Origin of the sequence: Mesorhizobium sp. WSM3868, from assembly GCF_002294785.1 — a bacterium.
Classification (GTDB): domain Bacteria; phylum Pseudomonadota; class Alphaproteobacteria; order Rhizobiales; family Rhizobiaceae; genus Mesorhizobium.
The window spans coordinates 151927-174091 of record NZ_NSGB01000014.1 but is presented as its reverse complement, the minus strand read 5'-3'; the positions used below and the strand labels follow the sequence as shown (position 1 = coordinate 174091).

Below are 22165 nucleotides of genomic sequence, written 5' to 3'. Positions count from 1 at the left end.
TGCAAAAGCACGCGACGCGCGAAGCGAGTTCGCAAATGCAACTTGACACCTCAGATAGTCGCTCATCCGTCTCGGCGACACCTTCTCCCACAAGGGGAGAAGGAGAAGTCGGCGCAAAATCCCCTTGACCTCAACCTAGCTTGAGCTTGCAAACCGTCTCCGAACCCTGCGAAGCAAGCCTTCCAAGAACGGAGACCGATCGAAATGAGCACTCAAGATCAACGCGCTGGCAGCGTGTTCCGGGTCGACAAATTCGTCGTGCCGGCGGAAGCGCGCGACGAGATCCTCGGCAAGGTAAGGATGACGCACGAATTGCTGCGCCAGCAGGACGGCTTCGTCCAGGACTTCCTGCTCGAGCAGTTCTCCGGCCCCGGCGAATTCAACATCGTCACCATGGTCGAATGGGAAAGTCAGGCCGCGGTCGACAACGTCGTGCCGATCGTCAAGGCCGCGCACGAGCGCATCGCCTTCAGCCCTCAGGCAACGATCGCCCGCCTCGGGGTCAAGGCGGATATCGCCAACTACCAGCGCGTGCCGGAGTTATGAGGTGTATCCTTCCGCAGCGGCGCCCGGCCGATACGGGCGTCGCTCATCCTATCAATCAATCGGGCGGGGGCTTTTATCTCCAACGGCTGCTGATATTGTTTCGGCAGCAATAGTTGCGCATTTTACTTTGGATGACGGAAAAGCGTTCGATGTTCGGGTTCTTCTCACGCAAATCCAAAGCAGCTTCCACAAAGAAATTGCTGGCTTCCGAACAAAAAGGAGGCGGGCTATTGATACCCTTGATTATGGTGCCTCGTTCGAAGATTGAAGGGGCTGGTGAACAGCCTTTTCAACTCGTCGTCGCCATTATGCAATTCGCCGTGACGATGATTTCCAAAGGGCTCTATCGCTACCCGGAGATCAACCCCAAGGCGATGCAGGTCTTTGACGCGGATTGGTATTCCTCGGAGGTAAAGAACGGCGGCCATAGTCAATTCATCCATAATGCAGGCAGCGAAATCGACACCACGATTGCCAATGCCAGAGCCGGACTCAGCGCGTGTGGGGCAAAAGGACAGCTGGCAACCTTGGAAAAGATGTCGGCTTGGGTTGCCAAACATCCCGACGAAGCGGCGAGACAAACGGGCTTCGAGGGTGGCCGCGACGATTTCCTGGATACGCTCGACGATGCGTTCTACGAAGCGGATGACGCCGTGCCGATGGAGCATTTGCTTGCGCGTTGGATCGCTTCTTGGCCCGATCTGCAGATTGTCGATGATGACGATTACGACGAAGCGATGAATCAACTCGTTATGGCCAACCCCCAGCGCGAAACTAGGCTTCTTCATGAGTCGGTTGGCAACCTGGTCAGCCAGATGTTGAGTCGGCGCGAAGTCGGCGCCGGCCTCGCCTGCGCGAAGATATCTCCATCGGAGATCAAACTGGCGTTCGGCATGGCGAGGATGCTGGATATCGAAGGCGAAAAGCAGTTGGTTTTCCAGCTTCGAACCAGTGCGAAAGAACTCCGGCTCTGTGCCGAAACAAAGGCAAGCGTTGCCGTATATGAACATATCGCACCCGAAGATCCACCAATCGTACGCCCGGGCGAGAACCCGTTGGGAGCGAACGCACCACGGATCGGCGTCCAGCTTGGTCATGCTGAAGGATCGGAGATCGACACGGTTATCGAATTGGCCGAGCAATTCCATGCTCCGGCCGCAGTCGACCTGCTGCTGCGCAAGGCCGGTTTCGACCCTGTGGATGCAGTTGTTTCAGCGAACTCGGTGGTGCAAACGGCGGAAGGGCAGGTCGTCAATTGGGTGGTGTTGGCGTCCAACCGGGCCTTCCTTTTCTTGTCTTCGCCGAATGGCGGTCTGCTCTTGCGGGGCAACGATGACGAAAGGGTCGCCGAGGCTACCATGTCCGAACTCCAAAATCACTTTGATCGCTCCGCTGCCGCCAGGTAGGTATCTGTTCGCTTTTCGCGGTGTTCACCTCCGGTGACACGTCCATCCTCTCCCATTGTTGCGTTGCGGGGAGGGGGGCTTTCGGCTATTGAGGCCGGACCTGAAACAGGGACCGCCCCAAGCCCTATGACGCTTCTCGATACGATCAAGAATACGTTCGTTCCGATCCATCGCGAGGGCTATCCCTTCATCGCCGCCTTCGGCGCGGCCACGCTGTTCCTCGGCTATTTCTCCTCGATCCTGTTCTGGCTCGGGCTGATCCTCACCGGCTGGTGCATCTATTTTTACCGTGACCCAGAGCGCGTCACGCCGGTCGACGACCGGCTGGTAGTCAGCCCGGCCGACGGCGTGGTTTCGGCGGTCGGGCCTGCCGTGCCGCCGCGCGAGCTTGGCCTGGGCACGGGCGAAATGACCCGTATCTCGGTGTTCATGAATGTCTTTTCCTGCCACATCAACCGCGCGCCGGTGCGCGGCAGGATCACGCGCATCGAGCATCGTCCCGGCAAATTCCTCAATGCCGAGCTCGACAAGGCAAGCTCGGAGAACGAGCGCAACGGGCTGGTCATCGACAGTCCCAACGGCACCGTTGCCGCCGTGCAGATCGCCGGCCTTGTGGCGCGCCGCATCGTCTGCTGGGCCGAGCAGGGCGGCTCGATCGGCATCGGCGAGCGTTTTGGCCTGATCCGCTTCGGCTCCCGCGTTGACGTCTTCCTGCCGTCGAACGCCGTGCCGCGCGTCGCCGTCGGCCAGACGGCGGTGGGCGGCGAGACGGTGCTTGCCGAGTTCGGCGGCACCGCCGTCGCCCCGCTGGTCAGGATTTCCTGAGCGGTGGGCGCGCCTTTCAAGAAGTTCGAGGCACACGCCAGCGGCGGCCCTCGCATCCGCGAAATACCGATGCGCATGGTGCTGCCCAATCTGGTGACCGTTCTTGCGATCTGCGCTGGCCTGTCCGGCATCCGCTTCGCCTTCGAGGACCGCTTCGAGCCGGCCGTCGTCATGGTGCTGCTCGCAGCCTTCCTCGACGGCATCGACGGCCGCTTGGCGCGCATGCTGAAGGCGACCTCGAAGTTCGGCGCGCAGATGGATTCGCTGGCCGATATCGTCAATTTCGGCGTCGCGCCGGCGCTGGTGCTCTATGCCTTCCTGCTCGACCGCGCCGGCTCGCCGGGCTGGATCGCGGCACTCCTGTTCACCATTGCCTGCGGCATGCGGCTCGCCCGCTTCAATGTGCTGGCCGACGACACCGACCAGCCGGCCTGGCAGACCGAGTATTTCGTCGGCGTCCCGGCGCCGGCGGGCGCGGTGCTGGTCATGCTGCCTTGCTATCTCTACTTCCTGCGGCTCGGCCTGGAACCGACCCGGGGGGCGGCCTTCGTTGCCTCTGGCTTCACCGTGCTCGTCGCCTTCCTCTTGGTCAGTCGCCTGCCGGTCTATTCGGGCAAGAGCGTCAAGGTGCCGGGAGACAGAGTGCTTCCGGTCATCCTCGGCGTCGTGCTCTACATCCTGCTGTTGATGGCCTATCCCTGGTACACGCTGACGGCATCGGTCGCCGGCTACCTCGTCTTCCTGCCGTTCTCGGTGCGGGCCTATTCGAAGCGGGCCATGCGCGAAGGCGAGAAGGTGCCGCCTTCCGATATCGGGTAAGCACTGCGCCCTATCTCCCCCGTTGTGGGGGAAATAGCCATTTCAACATCTTAGCGAAGCTAAGTGTTGGAAATCGCAAGAGAGGGGAAAGCGCCTAACATGAGAAGTTGGCGCTCTACAAGAAGCATCCTCCGCGCCCTACGAAATCCCCTTCTCCGGTATTTTCCAAGCACTTGCTCGGGGACAAGCCCGCTCGCGAATGCAGGAAAATGCTTTCTCCCCCACAAGGAGGGAAATAACCGCGCTAGGCCGCTACCCCCAATCCCAGCCGGTCGATCGCCAGCTTGCGCGCCGAAACGTAATCCGTCTTGCCGGAACCCAGCACCGGGATCTCTTCCACCTTGATGATGTCATTGGGCACCATCAACTCGGCCGCGCCGGCCTTCTTGCCGAACTGGCGCAGCTCTTCGGCATTGGCATCGTCGGCCGTGGTGACCAGCACGATGCGCTCGCCGCGCCTTTTGTCGGGCACCGCCACCGCGGCATGGCGCTGTTCCGGCCACAGTGACTGCACCAGCATCTCGACCGCGCCCAGCGACACCATCTCGCCGGCGATCTTGGCAAAGCGTTTTGCCCGCCCTCGGATGGTGATGAAGCCGTCGCGGTCGACCGAGACGATGTCGCCGGTGTCGTGCCAGCCCTCGAGCGGCTGCAACTCGCCGGGGCGGTCGGCGGTCATGTAGCCCATCATCATGTTCGGCCCGTCGAGCCACAGCCGGCCGCCCTCGCTGATGCCCTCGACCGGCTCAAGCTTCATGCGGATCGCCGGCAGCAGCCGGCCGACCGTGCCGTCGCGATTGTGGATGGCGGTGTTCACCGCCACCACTGGCGCCGCCTCGGTCAGCCCAAAACCTTCGATGATCGATGCCTGGAAACGGTCGCGGTAGGTGCGCCTTGTCTCGGGCTTTACCGCTTCGGCGCCGGCCACGACGAAACGCAGGCTGGAGAAATCGCCGTCCTTGGCAGTGCGGGCATAGTTGGCGAGGAAAGTGTCGGTGCCGAACATGACGGTCGGCCTCACCTTGCGCGCGATCTCCGGAATGATCTTGTAGTGCAGCGGCGAGGGATAGAGGAACAGTTTCACACCGGTTACCAGCGGCAGGATCGTGCCGCCGGTCAGCCCGAAGGAATGGAAGACGGGCAGCACGTTGAGCAGGATATCGGCCGGCGAGATCGTGATGCGCGCCTCGGCCTGCATGGCGTTGGCGAGAAGGTTGCGGTGCGACAGCACCACTGCCTTCGGCGTTCCTTCCGAGCCCGAGGTGAACAGGATCACCGCTGGTTTCGACGCCTGCTGCCGCTGCAGCGGAAAACGCCAGAAAAGCGCCGCCGCGACCTTGTCGAGCAAGGTCACGCTCTCGCGCACATCCTCCAGCCACAGCATCTTGGCGCCGCCCGCCTCGACGGCGGCGACGATGTCGTCGATGGCGGCCTTCTCGATGAACGCGCGAGAAGAGACCACTGTGCGAATGACCGCCGTGCGGATCGCGGCGGTGACGCTCGCCGGGCCGGCGGTGTAGTTGATCATCGCCGCGACGCGGGCCGCCGAGATAAGCCCGATAAAGGAGAGCACCACGCCATTGGCATTGGGCAGGAGCAGGCCGACCGCTTCGCCGGGCGCCGTCACCGCCTCGAAGCGGCGGCCGAGCACGCGCGCGCCGATGAACATCTTGCGATAGCTGAGCGTGCCCGAAATCACGTCCTCGATGATCGGATGCGAGGCACCGACGCGATCCGCCGCGTCGCGCATGGCCAGGAAAAGGCCGCGGTCGAGATTGCTGCCGTAGAGCCGCGCCTCGGCAAACCGGTCGAACAGGGCGTTGGTGTTCGACGCCATGTCGGGGTTGCGCGCCACCAGCTCGGCCACGGTCATCGGTTCCAGCACGCTGAGCGACAGGCGCGGGAACCAGTGGCGCGGCGCCTTGTCGGCCGGCGTCAGCGACATCGGCAGGTCGCGCGCACCGGCGACGAAGATCGGCACGATGCGGGCGTCGGCCTGCATGGCGATGCGGGTGATGGCGCGGAACAGGCGGAACGACTTGACGTCCGGCTCGACGTCGTCGGGCAGATAGACCGCAAGCCGGCCCTTGCCCTTCAAAACGCGCACCAGCCGCCGGCTCACGAAGAGATGTTCGGCATTGAAGGCGATGGTCCGGGCAAGCTCGCGCCACGGCTCCAGCCAGGGCGAGCGGGCCGAGGCCTCGTCCAGAATGTGCAGCGTGTCGTCCGGCAAGAGCGACAGCATCAGCGCCGGCTCGATGCGCGATTGGTGCGAAACGACATAGATCACCGGCGTGCGGGCATTGCGAGCAATGCGGATGCGATCGTCGACAATGCGGTAGGCGAGCTTGAACGGCACGTAGAGCAACGCCTGGGTAAAGCGCAGGTCGAGCCGGAACCTTTCGATCACGCCAATCAGCAGCCAGGCAAAGACAAGACCGGCAAGCAGCGCCAATGTCAGGATCATGCCGCTCTCTCCCAACGTCCTCCACGGTGCGGCTCTTTGCGCGGCCGCTTTGGTGGCAGAAGGTAGCGGAAGTGGGGGCAAGGTCAATGTGGGGCTGGTAGGGCGCTCCCTTCTCCCCTTGCGGGAGAAGGGGGCCGAGCGAAGCCCGGACGGATGAGGGTGTTGGACGGATCACTTCGCTGGATATGTAAGTGCCTGAAAGCAATCGATTCTTCGAGGCCGTGCTTCTTCCAGAACCCCCTCATCCGTCTCGACGCTGCGCGCCGACCCACCGTCTCGCACAGGGGAGCGGGGAAGGCGTGCCGCTACGCCACCTTCAGTCTCCCGCTGATGAAGCGGAACTCCTGGCTCTTGCCGCCAAAGCCGTAGGCCGCCGCCGGAACCTCATGCACCAGCGCGTAGCTTTCCTCATGGACGCCGCCGAGCAGGCGGCCGAAGGCGTCGAAAATCGCCTTGAGATAGGCTTCGAGCTCGAGCTTGGTGTTGGTGCCGTCCACCACCTTGATGTCGAGCCAGAAGGTGCTCGTGCCATGCTCGGCCAGCGACTTGCCGCCGGCGAACCAGTGCTGCGGATCGACGTAGCTGACCGCAACCGCGGTGATGGTCGGGTCCTTGCGCAGATGCGTGGCCGTAATCTCGGTGATCTCCTTCGCGATCGCGGCGGAACGCTTTGCGTCGGGCTCGCCGGTGACGCTGACATTGATGATCGGCATTTTTCTCTCCTTCGCTTCTGACGGCTTCGCGCCGCCGATGAAGGGACCATGCCACTAGCCATGCATCAAAAAAATCGAATTGTCTTTGATAATTACTTCGATATCACCGAAGTATGGAAACTCTCGATCCCGACCTGCTCAAAACTTTCCTCGCCTTCGTCGATGGCGGCTCCCTGGCCAGGGCGGCGTCCGCTGTCGGCCGCTCCCCATCCGCCGTCACGGCGCAGATGCAGCGGCTGGAGGAGATCGTCGGCGAGCCGCTGCTCGCGCCCCAGGGCCGGGGCCGCGGCCTGACGCCTGCCGGCGAGGACCTTGTCGGCCATGCCAGGCGCATCCTTGCCGTCCACACTGAGGCCTGGTTGGCGCTGAAAGGCGCGCGCGTCGGCGGTCGCATCGCCATCGGAACCACGCAGGACTTTGCCGATCATGGCCTGCCGGAGCTGTTGCGCGCCTTCGCCGCCAGCCATCCGCGCGTTAGGATCGAGCTGCGCGTCGGCCGCTCCCTGGAACTCGGGTCAGCCTTGCAGGCTGGCCAGCTCGACCTTGCGATCACCATGCGCCATGCGCCATCCCCGGATGAAGCGTTCCTGATCAGCGAGCCGATGCTGTGGCTCTGCTCGGACAAAGGGCTGGCGACGCGGCAAGACGTGGTGCCGCTTGCATTGCTCGATCCCTATTGCGGCTTCAGGGAGGCTGCGCTCAATGCACTCGACGCCGCCGGCCGCCGCTACCGCATCGCTGCCGGCAGCTCCAGCCTTGCCGGCCTGCGCAGCGCGGTCAATGCCGGCATCGCGCTGACGCCGCGCACCCGGCGTCTTGCCCATTCCGGTATCGTGGAAGCGTCCCCCGATCTCGACTTGCCGCCGCTGCCAATGGCCGGCTTCGCAATCCGGCTCGGCCGCGAGGCGGCTCGTCCGGCGCGGGATCTCGCGGAGCTTCTGGGCAACGGCCTGGCGCTGCCGCCCTGAACGGCCAGGAACGCCCAAAGAAAAAGCCGACCTTTTTGCGGGTCGGCTTCTAGTCGGACGGGTCGAGGGGTTTGGGGGGACTTGGGGGGTGACCCGTCGATCTAACAATGCCTGAGTCGGGTGATGGTTCCGTGACCGCGAAAAAATTTATGAACGCGTCGATTTGGCTCTCGACCAGTCGCGTGCGGCGTGCGCGAAAACCGCGCAAAGCACGATCGCGCCGCCGACGATGCTGGCCAGCGGTGGGAATTCGCCGAGGAACAGCAAGGCGAACAGGATGGCGAACGGCACTTCGCCCGAGCCGAGCAGGCCGGATTCGGCGGCGGGGATAAGCCGCGAACCTTCGGTCCACAGGATCGAGGCCAGCGCGAAGGAGCAGCCGAAGGTGGCAAGCAGCACCATATCGCGGGTCGAAACGGCAACCGGGTCGGTGACGAACCAGCCGAGGACGAAGAGCAGGAAGGCCGACACCGCGCCGGCCCAGACGACGGGCGAGTCGCGAAAGGCGCGCACCATGATCATGTAGAGCGCGCTGCCGGTGGTCATCAAAAGCGCCAGCCCGTCGCCGAACAGGTGGCCGCTGCCAAAGCCGCCGCCCACCATGACGGCGACGCCGCATAGCGACACGGCCGCCGCCAGCATCGTCTGCAGCCGGAATTTTTCCCGCACCAGCAGCAAGGCAAGCAGTGCGGCTATGAAGGGTGAGGTGGCGTAGATCACCGCGACATTGGCGACATAGGTGTATTTGAACGCCGCGATGAAGGCGATGCTGGCGGCAGCCCCCTCGACCGCAAGCAGCCAGCCGCGCCAGCCGAGCCTGAGGCTCTCGCGCCCGCCCGAGCGGCGGCGGCGCCACAGCACGTAAAGAGCAATCAGGATCGAGCCGAAGAAGCCGCGCCAGCAGGTGATGGTCAGCGGATCGGCATGGATCGACTTGGTCAGCACGCCGGTGAGCGCGAAGGCGACGGCCGAGGCCGAGACCAGCACGACGCCCAGCATGCGCTCGGCTGTGGCGTCGGCGGTGCCCTTGGCAAGCTTTTCAGGCATGTCGACCGTATCCGTCATGGCACCAGACTATGCCGCTCGTGCTGACAGCCTTCTGTCATGAGTCCTCGACCCGTTTGCGGAAACGCTCGTTGCCGACGATCAGCAGGCCGGCGCCGATGATCAAAGCCGCGCCCATGAAAACTTCGGTTCTCGGCACGTCGCCCCAGATGGCGAAGCCCAGCGCGAACGCCCAGACCAGCGAGGTGTATTCGAATGGCGCCACGATCGACACCGGCGCCCGTTTCATGCCCTCGAACAGCATGTATTGCGCGACGCCGCCGAGCGCGCCGACGCTCATGAGAAGCATGAGTTGCGGCGCGTCGGGCATGCGCCACCAGATCAGCGCCGGCACCGCCGAAAAAAGCAGGAAGTAGAAATTGTTGAGCACCAGCTGGATCGTCGTGCGCTCCTGCATCGCGGTCTTGCGCAAGAGCACCACGGCGATGCCCCACAAAAGCGCTGCCGCCAGCACAAGCAGGACCGGCACGGAGAAGCCGAGACGCGCCGGGTCGCAGGCGATGAAGACGCCAACGAATCCGACGAACACCGCCGCCCAGCGCAAGAGCGGCACGGTCTCGCCCAGCATCACCACTGAAAGCACGGTGACGATGATCGGCGCGGCGTAGTAGATGGTGGTGAGCTCGGCGAGCTGCAGCGAGCGTGCGGCGTTGTAGTAGCAGAGCCAGGCCGCGAGCGTGAACGCGCTGCGCACCAGCATCGGCCGCACGATGAGCGAGTTTACGGTGTCGGCGAACAGCGTCCGTCCGCCGATCGCGCCGCAGGCGGCAAGGATGGTGACCGAGCGGAAGAACATGATCTGCCACACCGTCATGCCGGCCACCAACAGCTTGATCGAGGCATCCTGCGCCGAAAATAGGAAATAGGCGGCCGCGGTGAACAGGATGCCGGCCAGCACCCTTTCGCGGCTTTCGAGGACGACGACATCGGCCATGCGGTATCGATTTGCCAGCGTGGAGGCGGCTCCGCCCCATCGGATCCACTTCTGCCAGCTATACGGGCGAAAGCTTCTACCGCGCTGTTCCAGCGCGGCGCTTGCGTTGGGGCAGAGCCCTCGTGGCCGATCGAGAAGCGCTTACTGCGTCGCCTGATAGAGCTCGGAGGCTGCCTCCTTCAGCGCGCGCCTTCCGTCGGGCCTGAGGTACATCATGTGGCCGCCCTCCACGACATCGAGTCGGATCGGTTTGGCGTCGGCGAGCGAGGGAAGCTGGTTCACCAGATAGCGCGAAGCGAGATAGGGCGTCACCAGGTCGGTATAGCCGTTGACGATGACCACGCCGAGCGAGGGGTTGAGCGAACGCGCCCGCTGCAGGTCGTTCATCGCCCCGGCATAGCCTTGCCCCGAGGTGCCGTACTCCCAATTGCGACTGATCTCGCCGTTGAGCAGCCGGTAGCTGACATCCGTGCGATAATTCAGTTCGTTACGGGCGTAAGCGACAAAGGCCGAGGTCAGCACCGGCACACTGCGGTCAAGCACCGGGTCCGGGCCTTCTATGCGGGCGCTGCCCGGCGAGATATCGGCGGTGCTGATCGTGGCATCGTAAGGGCTGAGCACCTTGCCCTTGGCGCGCTGGAACTCGCGGGTGAACAGGCCGGTAGGGACACGGGCGAAATTGCGCTCGACGAGTTCGAGCGGCAGGCCGGTGATTTCCGCCACGCGCCCGCTGGCGAGCTTGCCGCCTTGCTCCAGCCCGCTGGCGAGCGCCGTCAGATAGTCGCCAAGCGCATAGTGCTCGACCTCGGCCAGCCTGTCGCGCAGCGCCTCGCCGCTGACGCCGTCGGCGCGAAGCCGCACTGCCGCCAGCGAAGGCAGTTCGAGCGCCCAGTGCAACTGGTCGAATTGGTCCGGCCGCACCAGCATGAACTCCAGCGCCGGCGAGATCAGCACGATGCCGGAGGGGCTCAAACCGACATCCTCCTGCAGCGTCCTGGCGAGCAGCGCGGCGCGAAAGCCGCCATAGCTTTCGCCGGCGAGGAAGAGCGGTGAAGCGGTGCGGCCGTTCTGCGCCAGATAGAGCCGTATGAAAGCCCCGACCGAGCTGGCGTCCTGGTCGACGCCCCAGAACCCTTTCGTGTCCTGGCCCGGCGCTTCGCGGCTGTAGCCGGTGCCGACCGGATCGACGAAGACGAGATCGGTCATGTCGAGCCAGCTGTCCGGATTGTCGACGAGCCTTTGTGGCGGCGGCAGGAATTGGCCGTCGGCAGCGGTCGCAACGATGCGCGGGCCGATCGCGCCGAGATGCAGGTAGGCGGAAGCCGCGCCCGGCCCGCCGTTGAAGACGAAGGTGATCGGCCGCTCTTTGGCCAGGGCGGGCGACTGCTGCGTGTAGGCGACGTAGAAGATCTCGGCCGTGACCTCGCCCTTGCCGGAAAGCAGCGACAGCGTGCCGGCCTTGGCCTGGTAGTCGAGCTTGCGCCCGCCAAGGGTGATCGAATGCTCGGTGACCTGCGGCGGCGGCAGAAGCGACAGCACGCCGCCGGCCGGCGTCGGCCGTTCAGGTGTCTCGGCGCCGGCTGGCTGCGCAAAGGCTGTGAGCGCCAGGAGGATGAAGGGCAGGAGCTTCAACTTGGACCGCATGCGACCTCCGCGGGAACGACCCCCGCAAAGGTATGGCCGGGGCGGCCGAAGTCAAAGGGCATAGGCTTGGCGCTGCGTTGGAACTGCGATCTCCCCCGTCGCGGGGGAGATTGGCTCACAAGGGGGGAGATCAGCTGGCGCTACTGTGCCGATGGCACTTCCGCATCCCCTTCGTCGGTGAAGGGCGAGGCGCTCGGCACGCACTGCACGGCCCAACCCTGCGGCGTCGGCTGCTTCTGATATTCGGCAATCGCGTTGGTGCACTGTTCGCGGGTGTCGAAGGTGCTGGGCAGCACCGCCATGCCGCCCTGCGGGCCGGCGATCACAAGATACCAGACCAACGCTACGCTGGGGGTGGCAGCCATGGGAATTCCTCTTTGCTGGATGTCGGAGTCGGGTCGATGCTAGCAACTCCCAGCAAATGGCGAAAGCGGGGCGGCGGCATACGCTGCCCCGCCCTGGTCACAGACCCGTGAACGACCGCTGGCCGGACGCTTATTCGACAGCGAAGCAGTAGAACAGGCCGTCGCCGCCCGTGCCTCTCAGCGCCTCCTGGCTGCAGCCGCCGCGCGAAGCATGTGAGGAATTCCACGACTTCGCCGCGGCCGATTCGTCGAGGCCGGCGCGGTCGTGATGGCCCGTCATGGCCGCCCCTTCCGCGCCGCTCATCGTCCAGTCGCCGCAGGTCTGGTCGGCGATCTTGGTGCCATCGGGCTTGGAGCCGGTCAGCACGTCGTGGCGGTTGGGCTTGTCGCCGCGGCCGTTGACGACTTCGCCCTTCTCGGTAAGCGCCGTCTGCTTGCTGATGGCGTTGGCTTCGCTGTGCAGCGAGGCGACGTCGTCGGCGATCTTCTCGCCCTTGGCATTGAACCAGGGACCCTTGCCGATGCGGTCGCGCGCATCCTCGGCGCTGGAGGAGAGATAGGCGTGCCAGGTCTTGCCGGTGACGCCGGCCGCTTCTGCCAGCGAGGCGCAATGCGCGTCCGCACCCTTGAGGCCGCCGAGATCGGCGCCCTTGCCGGAGCCGACGCTGGTGACGAAGAAGCTCATCTTGGCGTCTTGCGACAGGGCCGCGCCTGCCGTGGCGGCGAGTGCGGCGGTAATGGCGGTGGCGGCAACGAGAAGAAGTCTGCGCATGTCGGTCCTCCGGTTTCGAATGTTCTACATTCGAAGAACGTAGCCGGAGGGCTGTTTCATCCGCCTTGAGGCAGGTTTATTCCGGCTGCCGATAGGCGACGAAACGGTTGTGCCTGGCCTGGAAGATCAGCCCGGTTTCCTTCAAGTCCGGGCTTGCCAGCGGCACGATGCGTTTGGCGATCTCGGACGGATGCGGCAGCGTCTCGGGATCCTCGCCGGGCATGGCCTGAGCGCGCATTGCGGTGCGGGTGGCGCCCGGATCGGCGGCGTTGACCCGAAGCGGCAGGCTCTCGGTCTCATGCGCCCAGGATCGCATCATCGTCTCCACCGCGGCCTTGGAAGCCGCGTAGGGCGCCCAGAAGGCGCGCGCCGAGTGCGCCGCGTTGGAGGACATGATGATCGCCCGTCCGGCGTCGGAGAGCCGAAGCAGCGGATCGACCGAACGGATCAGGCGCCAGGTCGCGGTGACGTTGACCGTCATGACCTTATCGAAGGTCTTTGCTTCGACATGGCCGATCGGCGAGATCACCCCGAGTATACCGGCATTGGCGACCAGGATGTCGAGCTTTCCCCAGCGCTCGTGGATTGCGCCGCCGAGCCGGTCGATGCCCGCCATGTCGGCAAGGTCGAGCGGCACCAGCGTGGCCTGTCCGCGGCCGTCGGCCTTGATCGCATCGTCAAGCTCTTCCAGCCCGCCGACGGTGCGGGCGACCGCGACGACATGCGCGCCGGCGGCAGCCAGTTCCCTGGCGATGAAGTAACCAATGCCGCGCGAGGCGCCGGTGACGACCGCGACGCGGCCGGAAAGGTCGAGGGTCATGTGAGGGATTCCGTGGGGTGGACCGGCTTACGACCCGCCGCTCGCCAGCAGCGACAGCGTGCGCACGTTGTCGTGGCCTTCGAAGTCGAGCAGGCGGGTAGGGTACTGGCCGGTGAAGCAGGCGTCGCAGAATTGCGGCTGGTCGTTGTCGCGGCGCGCCTCGCCGACGGCGCGGTAGAGCCCGTCGATCGACAAAAACCCGAGCGAATCGACGCGGATGAACTCGGCCATCTCCTCGACCGACATGCGCGATGCCAGAAGCTTCGATTTCTCCGGCGTGTCGACGCCGTAGAAGCACGATGCGCTGGTCGGCGGCGATGCGATGCGCATATGCACTTCCTTCGCGCCGGCGTCACGCACCATCTGCACGATCTTTTGGCTGGTGGTGCCGCGCACGATGGAATCGTCGACCAGCACCACGCGCTTGCCCTCGATCATGCGGCGGTTGGCATTATGCTTGAGCTTCACGCCCATGTGGCGGATGGAATCGCCCGGCTGGATGAAGGTGCGGCCGACATAGTGGTTGCGGATGATGCCAAGCTCGAAGGGAATGCCTGCGGCCTGGCTGAAGCCGATCGCGGCCGGCGTGCCGGAATCCGGCACCGGCACGACGATGTCGGCCTCGACCGGGTTTTCCTGCGCCAGCTCGGCGCCGATGCGCTTGCGGACCTCATAGACGTTGCGGCCCTCGACCGAGGAATCCGGCCGCGCGAAATAGACATATTCGAAGATACAGAAGCGGGTCGTCTGCGGCTCGAACGGGAACAGGCTCTCGATGCCCTTGGAGGTGATGACCACCATCTCGCCCGGCTTGATGTCGCGCACGAAACGAGCGCCGATGATGTCGAGCGCGCAGGTTTCCGAAGCAAGTATCCAGGCGCCGTCGAGGTCGCCGAGCACCAGCGGACGGATGCCGAGCGGATCGCGGCAGCCGATCATCTTCTTGGCCGTCATCGCGACCAGCGAGAACGCGCCCTCGACTTGGCGAACGGCATCGATGAAGCGCGAGTTCAAATCGCGTTCCTTGCTGGTCGCGACCAGATGCAGCAGCGTCTCGGTGTCGGAAGTGGAGGAGAAGATCGAGCCCTGTTTCTGCAATGCGCGCTGGACGGTGAGCGCATTGGTGAGGTTGCCGTTATGGGCGACCGCAAGGCCGCCTTCGGCCAACTCGGCGAAGAAGGGCTGGATGTTGCGCAGGCCCGCGCCGCCGGTGGTGGCGTAGCGGGTGTGGCCGATGGCGCGGTTGCCCTGCAGGCGATCGATGACGTTCTGTTTGGTGAAGGTGTCGCCGATCAGCCCGACATGACGCTCGACATGGAACTGGGTGCCGTCATAGGAAACGATGCCGGCGGCTTCCTGACCGCGATGCTGGAGCGCGTGAAGCCCGAGTGTGACGATGGCAGCCGCGTCCTGCCGGCCGAAAATGCCGAACACGCCGCACTCGTCATGGAAATGGTCATCGGCCTCGGCGGAAAGGACTTTGCCTGCGTCTGCCGTTGAGTCTGCCATCTGGGGCTCAAGCTCCGCTAAAACCGCCATATAAGGCGATCGCTCATCGAACGCAACGCATGCGATGCCGCATTCATAAAATGCAGGCCAGTGCCGGAACTGGCCTGCATTTCAGTTTGCCGGCGCCTCAGTTTGCCGGCGCCGGAGCGGCGGGAGCCGGGGCGGGGGCTGGCTCATTGTCGGCCGGCGCTTCGCCTTCGCTGTCGTCGGGCGCCGTCGCGCTGTCGTCGCCGGTCGCCGGCGGCTCGGCCGCGGGCTGGTCGGTGGTCGCCGGCGCGCCGGCCTGGGGCGTGACCTTACGCGTGTATTTGTTGACCAGCTCTTCCGTGTTCTCGGGCAGCACGCTTTCGAGCTTGGCGCCGATCGTCTCGAGCAGCGGCCGCGACTTGGCGTTGGCAACCCAGGCGGGCGCCTTGGCGCCGGCCAGCCAGTTGAAGAACAATAGCGCCACCGCGACGACCAGGATGCCGCGCGCCGCGCCGTAGAGGAAACCGAGCGTGCGATCGAGCGCGCCGATGCGCGAATCGATGATCCAGTCGGCGATCTTCATGGTGATCACCGAGACGACGATCAGCGCGATGACAAAGACGATGCCGGCCGCCGCGGCCATGGCGATCTTGTCGTTGTCGACATAGGGCTGAACGTAGGGCAGGACCGGCTTGTAGAAGAAGAAGGCCGCCGCCGCCGCCGCTGCCCACGACACCACCGACAATACCTCGCGGGAAAAGCCGCGCACCATGGCAAGCATCGCCGAGACCAGGGTGAAGCCGACGAGAATTCCGTCAAGCAGCGTAATCGGCATGTCTTTCGCCCCACATCATGAGCTGCATCACTCCCGCTCGTCGGCGCGACTGCGCCGTGAGCCGGCTATGCGCGCCACCAGGTCGGCAAGCTCGGTGGGCTGGAAAGCGCCGGCCGCGATTCCCCCGGCCCCATTACCGCCAACGACTTCCTCGCTGCCGAGCGGCAGCACCGCGCTTCCGAAACCCAGCTTTTCGGCCTCTTTAAGGCGCTGCTGCGCATGCGCAACCGGCCTCACCGCGCCCGAAAGGCTGATTTCGCCGAAATAGACGCAATCGGCGGGAAGGGCAAGACCGGTGAGCGACGAAACCAATGCTGCGGCGACCGCGAGATCGGCGGCCGGCTCCGAGATGCGGTAGCCGCCGGCGACGTTGAGATAGACGTCGTGCTGGCCGAAGCGGACGCCGCAATGCGCTTCCAGCACCGCCAGCACCATGGAGAGCCGCGCGCCGTCCCAGCCGACGACGGCGCGGCGCGGCGTGCCGAGCGAAGAGGGCGCCACCAGCGCCTGGATCTCGACCAGCACCGGCCTTGTGCCTTCCATGCCGGCGAAGACGGCGGCGCCGGGCGACTTCGCATGCCGCTCGCCGAGGAACAGCTCGGATGGATTGGCGACCTCGCGCAGGCCCTTGTCCGACATCTCGAAGACGCCGATCTCGTCGGTCGGCCCAAAGCGGTTCTTCACCGTGCGCAGGATGCGGAAGTGGTGGTTGCCTTCGCCCTCGAAATAGAGCACGCCGTCGACCATGTGCTCGACGACGCGGGGACCGGCGATCTGGCCTTCCTTGGTGACATGGCCGACGAGCACGATCGCGGCGCCGGTGGATTTCGCATAGCGGATCATCGCCTGGGCGGCCGCGCGCACCTGGGTGACCGTGCCGGGCGCCGAATCGGCAAGATCGGTCCACAGCGTCTGGATGGAATCGAGGATCACCAGATCCGGCCGCTTGCCGTCGGCGATTGTCGCGAGGATGTCCTCGACATTGGTCTCGGCGGCGAGTTCGACTGGCGTCGAGGCGACACCGAGGCGCTGAGCACGCAGCCTTATCTGCGCCACCGCTTCCTCACCCGAAACATAGACGATGCGGTGGCCTTTCGAGGCCAAGGCGGCTGCGGCCTGCGTCAGCAGCGTCGACTTGCCGATGCCGGGATCGCCGCCGACCAGAAGGGCGGAGCCACGCACGAAGCCGCCGCCGGTGGCGCGGTCGAGCTCGCCGATGCCGGAAACGATGCGCGGCGCGTCCTCGATGTCGCCGGAGAGGCTGGTGAGCACCACGGCGCGGCCCTTGCGCACATTGCGGGTGTTGGCCGGCCCCGAGCCGATGCCGCCCGCGGTGCCTTCCTCGACCAGTGTGTTCCACTCGCCGCAGGCATCGCATTTGCCGGCCCAGCGCTGATGCACCGAGCCGCAATTCTGACAGATGAACTGAACGCGCGATTTGGCCATTAGTTCAGTGGCTCCAAAAGGTATTTCTGACGATCCCAGTAGATCGGCAACGCCTCTTCAATCGTATCGAAATGAGTACGCTGCTGTCCGTTGGCCAGGGCCCAATTGTCGTACGCCGACCAACATGCGTGAACAAACAGGCCGACCGCCAAATCGCTATCCCGTTTGAGTTCTTCGTGCAGCGTTTCCAACAATCGCCTGAGCGCCAAAGAGAGACGGCGGTCCTGAAGTCGATGCATGAGAAGGAATGCGCACCCGATCGCAACGATCGAAGTGGAGTATCGAGACTCCACCGACCAGAGCGCCACAAGGTCCAGCAGATCGTCGATGTCGGAGGTCGTTCCCAGCTTCCAAATCCGATAGAGACCAGTCACCGCTGCGCTTCGCGTGTAGTCTTCAACATCTTTGGCAAGGAATTTCCTAACCAATTCAACGTTCTCGCGCGCCGGTTCGCTCGAGTAGCAGAAGACCAGCAAACCGGCGTGCGATTTCGGGCTGGATGTTGACCCGGCGGATTTCAAATAATTGGTAAGCTGGGTGCGTTCGCCCTCGGAGATCTCATACGCTTCGAATTTCATCCGCTGATAGATGTCGCTGAAATCCAATCAGCTACTCCCAAATAAAAAGGCTACTCAAACCTCTCCGGCAGATGATGCTCTTCCGCCAGATCGGAGAAGCGCGTGAACTCGCCATGGAAGGCGAGGCTGACGGTGCCGGTCGGTCCGTGGCGCTGCTTGGCCACGATGCACTCGGCCTTGCCGCGCGCCTCGTTCATCTCGTTTTCCCACTTGATGTATTCGTCGGTGCCGAGCTTCGGCTCGCGGTTCTTGAGGTAGTATTCCTCGCGGTAGACGAACAGCACCACGTCGGCGTCCTGCTCGATCGAGCCGGATTCGCGCAGGTCCGAGAGCTGCGGGCGCTTGTCGTCGCGGCTTTCGACCTGACGCGACAGCTGCGACAGCGCGATGATCGGCACGCCGAGCTCCTTGGCTAGAGCCTTCAGGCCCGTGGTGATCTCGGTGATTTCCTGGACGCGGTTCTGCGAGGCGCGCGCGCTCGAGCCCTGCATCAGCTGGATATAGTCGATGACGATGAGGTCGAGGCCGCGCTGGCGCTTCAGCCGCCGCGCCCGCGCGGAGAGCTGCGCGATCGAGATGCCGCCGGTCTGGTCGATGAACAGCGGGATCTTCTGCATCGTCTGCGAGCAGGCAACCAGCTTCTCGAAATCCATCTCGGAGATCTCGCCGCGGCGGATCTTCGATGACGAGATTTCGGTCTGCTCGGAGATGATGCGGGTGGCGAGCTGTTCCGACGACATTTCGAGCGAGAAGAAGCCGACCACGCCGCCATTGGCCGCCTTGAAGGTGCCGTCGGCCTGCTGCGCCGGTTGATAGGCCTCGGCGATATTGAAGGCGATGTTGGTGGCCAGGGAGGTCTTGCCCATGCCGGGGCGCCCGGCAAGCACGATCAGGTCGGAAGGCTGCAGGCCGCCCATGCGGCGGTCGAGGTCGCGCAGCCCCGTGGCGATGCCTGACAGATGGCCGTCGCGCATATAGGCGGCGTTGGCCATGTCGACGGCGGTTTTGACCGCGTCGTTGAAGCTCTCGAAGCCGCCGTCGTAGCGGCCGGTCTCCGCGAGCTCGAACAGGCGCCGCTCGGCGTCCTCGATCTGCTCCGAGGGCGACATGTCGACCGGCGCGTCATAGGCGATGTTGACCATGTCCTCGCCGACGGTGATCAGCGCCCGGCGGGTGGCGAGGTCGTAGATGGCGCGTCCGTAATCGGCGGCGTTGACGACGGTGACCGCCTCGACGGCGAGCCGCACGACATACTGCGCCACCGTCATGTCGCCGACCTTCTCTTCCGCCGGCAGGAAGGTCTTCAGCGTGATCGGCGTTGCGATCTTGCCCATGCGGATGAGCTCGGCCGCGACCTCGAAGATCTTGCGGTGCAGCGGCTCATAGAAATGCGCGGGCTTGAGGAAATCCGAGACGCGGTAGAAGGCGTCGTTGTTGACCAGAATTGCGCCAAGCAGCGCCTGCTCGGCCTCGATGTTGTTCGGTGCCTCGCGGTAGAGCGGTTGCTCCGCCACGCCGAGCTTGCGCGCTGCTTCAGCCATGATGTCCCCGATTTCGATCCCGCTTCCTCGATATCAGAACTGGAAAAATCGGTGCTGACTTATCTGCAACAGTGAGGTTCCAACCGGCTTCGATGCTCGCGATTCACAACCGAAATTTTTCCGTGGAAAGAATCGTCATTGACTCGAATCGAAGTGCGCAACCCTAGCGGGCCTCAAACGAGAACAAAACAGGAAAATGCGATGCCGGCTATGTCAGTCGTGGCAAGCTTGTCTGCGCCGTGTCGCCTCGCCCCTGAATCACAAGCGGCTCAGCCAAGCGTGTCGCCCCAGTCCGCCCGCCTCGCCGCCTTGAAGACATCGCCGTCGCGCTTGCTGGAGAGGCGCTCGCCGGCATGGCCGTTGGGCTGGCAGAGCTTGAGCACGACTTTGCCCGAACCGCCCTTTGGCGGCGCGATCACCCGTGACGCGCGCGCCGGCGCCGGCAGACGTGAGGCGGCGAGGTAGATGAACTTCTCGTCCTCCCACGGCACGTCGGCGTCCTTGGCGAGCCGATGCAGCCGCGAACGCGCGACGCGGCGCGAGAAATGGCACCAGTCAGGCGGAATGAGCGGGCAAGGCGCTTCATGCGGGCAGGGCGCCGAGACGTGCGCGCCGGCCTCGATGAGCTGCCGGCGCGCGGCAAGGATACGCTGCCAGCCGGCCGGCGTGCCGGGCTCGACGATCAGGAGCGTGTCGGCCGTCAATCGCCAGAGCCGGTCGACGAGTTTTGGCAGCGAGGCCGGCGCGATCTCGTCGAGCACATAGGCGACGCTGATCAAGTCCGCAGCGTCGAGACCGTCGAGATCGATGGTGGCGTCGCCGGCTACCCAGCTCGCGCGGGCAGCGATCGCGCCGGCGGCCAGCGACTGGCCGACCTTGCGCACCGCGGCGCTTGCCTCGACCAGAACCGCCCGTTCGAGCTCCGGCCAGGTATCGGCGGTGGCCCAAAGCATGGTGCCAGGCCCTGCGCCGATATCGAGCAGGCTTTTCGGCTGGAAATCCGGACGAGCGTCCGCCAGCGCGTCGAGGCAAGCGCGAACGGCGGCATAGGTGGCGGGCAGCCTGGTCGCCAGGTAAGCCTTCACCGCCATGTCTTCGCCCATATGCAGGCGGCCGTCACGCAACTCGGCGCGATAGCGTTCCGAAAGCGTTCTCGCGGCCTGTTTCAGCGCCGGCAGCGGTACCTTTTCGAGCAGGCTGTCGACGCCCTGCCGGAGCGCGGTGGGCAGTTCCAATTCAGGCTCCTCTTGGCGCGAGCAGGATCACCGAGGCGCCGACGATGGAGAGCGCGGCGCCGGCGAGGTCGAAACGGTCGGGGCGCACGCCTTCGGCTAGCCAAAGCCAGCCGAGCGAAGCGGCAATGTAGATGCCGCCATAGGCGGCGTAAGCGCGACCGGCGGCGCTCGTGTCGACCAGCGCCAAAAGGAAGCCGAACAATGCCAGCGACGCCAGACCCGGCACCAGCCAGAGCGGCGACTTCCCCAGCCGCCACCAGGCCCAGAAGCAAAAGCAGCCGGCGATCTCGGCAAGTGCCGCCGCGATGTAGATTAGGTAGTTCATGAAAAAGGCCTCGCGAACGAGACCTTTTTCGTGGCGTCAGGCCGCAATGGCAAGCGACAATCGCCGCCGTTCTATTCCACCTTCTTGCGGCGGGTCGGCTTGACGGCGGGCGTCGCCGGCTCCTGATGGCCGAGGTCGCGCAATTCCAGCGCCTTCTCGCATTTGGCCATATAGTCGCGCGTCATCGGCAGCGTGTCGTTCTTCTTGGCGATCTGGAACTGGAAGATCACCAGGTCCTGCCAGCGGAAGGCGGCTTCCGAGGCCGCAAGGTAGAACTCCCACATGCGGCAGAAGCGCTCGTCATAGATAGCCTTCGCCTTGTCGCGGTTGGCGGCAAAGCGCTGGCCCCAATGCTTCAGCGTGTCGGCGTAGTGAAGCCTGAGAATCTCGATGTCCGTGACGATAAGGCCTGATTTCTCAATCGCCGGCAGCACTTCCGACATCGACGGGACGTAGCCGCCCGGGAAGATGTATTTGCGGATGAAGGCGCTGGTCGCCCACGGCACGCCGGACCGGCCGATGGTGTGGAGCAGCATCACGCCGTCGGGCTTGAGCAGCGTCGCCGCCTTGTCGAAGAAAGTCCGGTAGTGGTTGACGCCGACATGCTCGAACATGCCGACCGAGACGATGCGGTCGAAGCGTTCGTTGAGCGCGCGATAATCCTTGAGGTCGAAATGCGCGCGGTCCTGCAGGCCCAGTGCATGTGCGCGGTCGGTGGAGACGCCCTGCTGCTCGGTGGATAGCGTCACGCCCTGCACGTCGACGTCGAAGGCCTTGGCGAGGTAAAGCCCGAGGCCGCCCCAGCCGGAGCCGATATCGAGCACCGTCTGGCCGGCCTTGAGTCTCAGCTTGGCGGCGATGTGTCGCTTCTTGGCGACCTGCGCTTCGTCCAGCGTCATGTCGGGCTGTTCGAAATAGGCGCAGGAATACTGCATGTCCTCGTCGAGGAAGAGCTTGTAGAGTTCGCCGGAGAGGTCGTAGTGGCGCTGCACGTTGCGGCGAGATCTCGACGCCGTGTTGATCTGCTGCAGGCGGCGGAAGGCATGGCGCAGACCTTCGATGGCCTTCGACCAGGTCACGTCGATGCCGCCGCTGCCCATGTTCTGGAAAGCGATCCGCATCACCCCGAGGACGCCGCCCTCGGGGATGTCCAGTTCGCCATCCATATAGGCTTCGGGCACGGCCAGCATCGGATCGAAGGTGATCGCGCGCTCGGCATGCATGGTCTTGATGTGGATGTGTACCGGTTCGCCGCTGCCGTCGCCGAACTTATGCGTCGTGCCTTTCGGCCCGGTCACTTTGAGGTCGCCGGTCCGCACCAGCCGTTCGAGAACGTGTTTCAACAGGATGTTCATGACCAAATGTCCCCTCAGACGGACCATCCG

The 22165-nt window shown here is 64.5% G+C and carries 21 protein-coding genes; 5 read left to right on the top strand and 16 right to left on the bottom strand.

Translation table 11 applies throughout. The features are described 5' to 3' along the window. The first annotated feature begins 204 nt into the window (after positions 1 to 204). From CK221_RS21690 to CK221_RS21675, 4 genes are all read left to right on the top strand, one after another. On the top strand, positions 205 to 546 hold the full coding sequence (locus CK221_RS21690) for an antibiotic biosynthesis monooxygenase (protein WP_095779192.1): 342 nt from the start codon (positions 205 to 207) through the stop codon (positions 544 to 546). Between the two features lie 149 nt (positions 547 to 695). Then, complete coding sequence (locus CK221_RS21685) at positions 696 to 1952, top strand: DUF4375 domain-containing protein (protein ID WP_179295184.1); 1257 nt, start codon at positions 696 to 698, stop codon at positions 1950 to 1952. An 87-nt stretch (positions 1953 to 2039) separates the two neighbouring features. Continuing rightward, positions 2040 to 2777, top strand: coding sequence for a phosphatidylserine decarboxylase (locus tag CK221_RS21680; RefSeq protein ID WP_280940557.1), 738 nt, complete (start codon positions 2040 to 2042; stop codon positions 2775 to 2777). A 75-nt stretch (positions 2778 to 2852) separates the two neighbouring features. After that, positions 2853 to 3596 (top strand): phosphatidylcholine/phosphatidylserine synthase, encoded by a 744-nt coding sequence (locus tag CK221_RS21675; RefSeq protein WP_245299656.1) that lies wholly within the window; start codon positions 2853 to 2855, stop codon positions 3594 to 3596. A 244-nt stretch (positions 3597 to 3840) separates the two neighbouring features. Here the strand turns inward: CK221_RS21675 and CK221_RS21670 are convergent, their stop codons facing one another. Continuing rightward, positions 3841 to 6063, bottom strand: coding sequence for an AMP-binding protein (locus CK221_RS21670; protein ID WP_095779191.1), 2223 nt, complete (start codon positions 6061 to 6063; stop codon positions 3841 to 3843). A 305-nt stretch (positions 6064 to 6368) separates the two neighbouring features. Then, positions 6369 to 6776: a 4-oxalocrotonate tautomerase family protein gene (locus CK221_RS21665; RefSeq protein WP_066997323.1), complete on the bottom strand. Its 408-nt coding sequence runs from the start codon at positions 6774 to 6776 to the stop codon at positions 6369 to 6371. A 113-nt stretch (positions 6777 to 6889) separates the two neighbouring features. On the opposite strand from CK221_RS21665, the gene CK221_RS21660 reads away from it, so the two are divergent. Next, a complete protein-coding gene (locus CK221_RS21660; RefSeq protein ID WP_095779190.1) occupies positions 6890 to 7744 on the top strand; it encodes a LysR substrate-binding domain-containing protein in 855 nt (284 codons plus the stop codon). Between the two features lie 147 nt (positions 7745 to 7891). Here the strand turns inward: CK221_RS21660 and CK221_RS21655 are convergent, their stop codons facing one another. The 14 genes from CK221_RS21655 to CK221_RS21590 form a co-directional block, all read right to left on the bottom strand. After that, a complete protein-coding gene (locus CK221_RS21655; RefSeq protein WP_082980662.1) occupies positions 7892 to 8791 on the bottom strand; it encodes a DMT family transporter in 900 nt (299 codons plus the stop codon). 55 nt (positions 8792 to 8846) lie between these two features. Next, the gene (locus CK221_RS21650) at positions 8847 to 9743 is read right to left on the bottom strand and encodes a DMT family transporter (RefSeq protein WP_095779189.1); all 897 of its coding nucleotides are present in this window, start codon (positions 9741 to 9743) and stop codon (positions 8847 to 8849) included. Positions 9744 to 9884: 141 nt separating this feature from the next. Then, positions 9885 to 11387: a peptidase S10 gene (locus CK221_RS21645; RefSeq protein ID WP_095779188.1), complete on the bottom strand. Its 1503-nt coding sequence runs from the start codon at positions 11385 to 11387 to the stop codon at positions 9885 to 9887. A 140-nt stretch (positions 11388 to 11527) separates the two neighbouring features. Beyond that, positions 11528 to 11752 carry a hypothetical protein gene (locus tag CK221_RS21640; RefSeq protein ID WP_067001363.1) on the bottom strand — a complete coding sequence of 75 codons (225 nt, stop codon included), beginning with the start codon at positions 11750 to 11752 and terminating at the stop codon, positions 11528 to 11530. Between the two features lie 130 nt (positions 11753 to 11882). Next, positions 11883 to 12524 (bottom strand): hypothetical protein, encoded by a 642-nt coding sequence (locus tag CK221_RS21635; RefSeq protein WP_095779187.1) that lies wholly within the window; start codon positions 12522 to 12524, stop codon positions 11883 to 11885. 76 nt (positions 12525 to 12600) lie between these two features. Next, positions 12601 to 13344, bottom strand: a complete 744-nt coding sequence (locus tag CK221_RS21630) for an SDR family NAD(P)-dependent oxidoreductase (protein WP_067001369.1) — start codon at positions 13342 to 13344, stop codon at positions 12601 to 12603. A gap of 27 nt (positions 13345 to 13371) precedes the next feature. After that, entirely contained in the window at positions 13372 to 14853 is a 1482-nt protein-coding gene (gene purF, locus CK221_RS21625) for an amidophosphoribosyltransferase (RefSeq protein WP_095779186.1), read from the bottom strand. Positions 14854 to 14980: 127 nt separating this feature from the next. Beyond that, on the bottom strand, positions 14981 to 15655 hold the full coding sequence (locus CK221_RS21620; protein ID WP_095779185.1) for a CvpA family protein: 675 nt from the start codon (positions 15653 to 15655) through the stop codon (positions 14981 to 14983). Positions 15656 to 15682: 27 nt separating this feature from the next. Continuing rightward, positions 15683 to 17101, bottom strand: a complete 1419-nt coding sequence (gene radA / locus CK221_RS21615; RefSeq protein ID WP_095779184.1) for a DNA repair protein RadA — start codon at positions 17099 to 17101, stop codon at positions 15683 to 15685. Then, positions 17101 to 17706, bottom strand: a complete 606-nt coding sequence (locus tag CK221_RS21610; RefSeq protein WP_095779183.1) for a hypothetical protein — start codon at positions 17704 to 17706, stop codon at positions 17101 to 17103. Before CK221_RS21610 ends, radA begins: the two co-directional genes overlap by 1 nt. Before the next feature lie 23 nt (positions 17707 to 17729). Then, a complete protein-coding gene (locus tag CK221_RS21605) occupies positions 17730 to 19220 on the bottom strand; it encodes a replicative DNA helicase (RefSeq protein ID WP_067330253.1) in 1491 nt (496 codons plus the stop codon). A 269-nt stretch (positions 19221 to 19489) separates the two neighbouring features. Continuing rightward, on the bottom strand, positions 19490 to 20455 hold the full coding sequence (locus tag CK221_RS21600) for a small ribosomal subunit Rsm22 family protein (protein ID WP_095779182.1): 966 nt from the start codon (positions 20453 to 20455) through the stop codon (positions 19490 to 19492). Between the two features lies 1 nt (position 20456). Beyond that, positions 20457 to 20780: a YnfA family protein gene (locus CK221_RS21595; RefSeq protein WP_067330256.1), complete on the bottom strand. Its 324-nt coding sequence runs from the start codon at positions 20778 to 20780 to the stop codon at positions 20457 to 20459. A 71-nt stretch (positions 20781 to 20851) separates the two neighbouring features. Then, positions 20852 to 22135 (bottom strand): cyclopropane-fatty-acyl-phospholipid synthase family protein, encoded by a 1284-nt coding sequence (locus tag CK221_RS21590; RefSeq protein WP_066995637.1) that lies wholly within the window; start codon positions 22133 to 22135, stop codon positions 20852 to 20854. Positions 22136 to 22165: the final 30 nt, after the last annotated feature.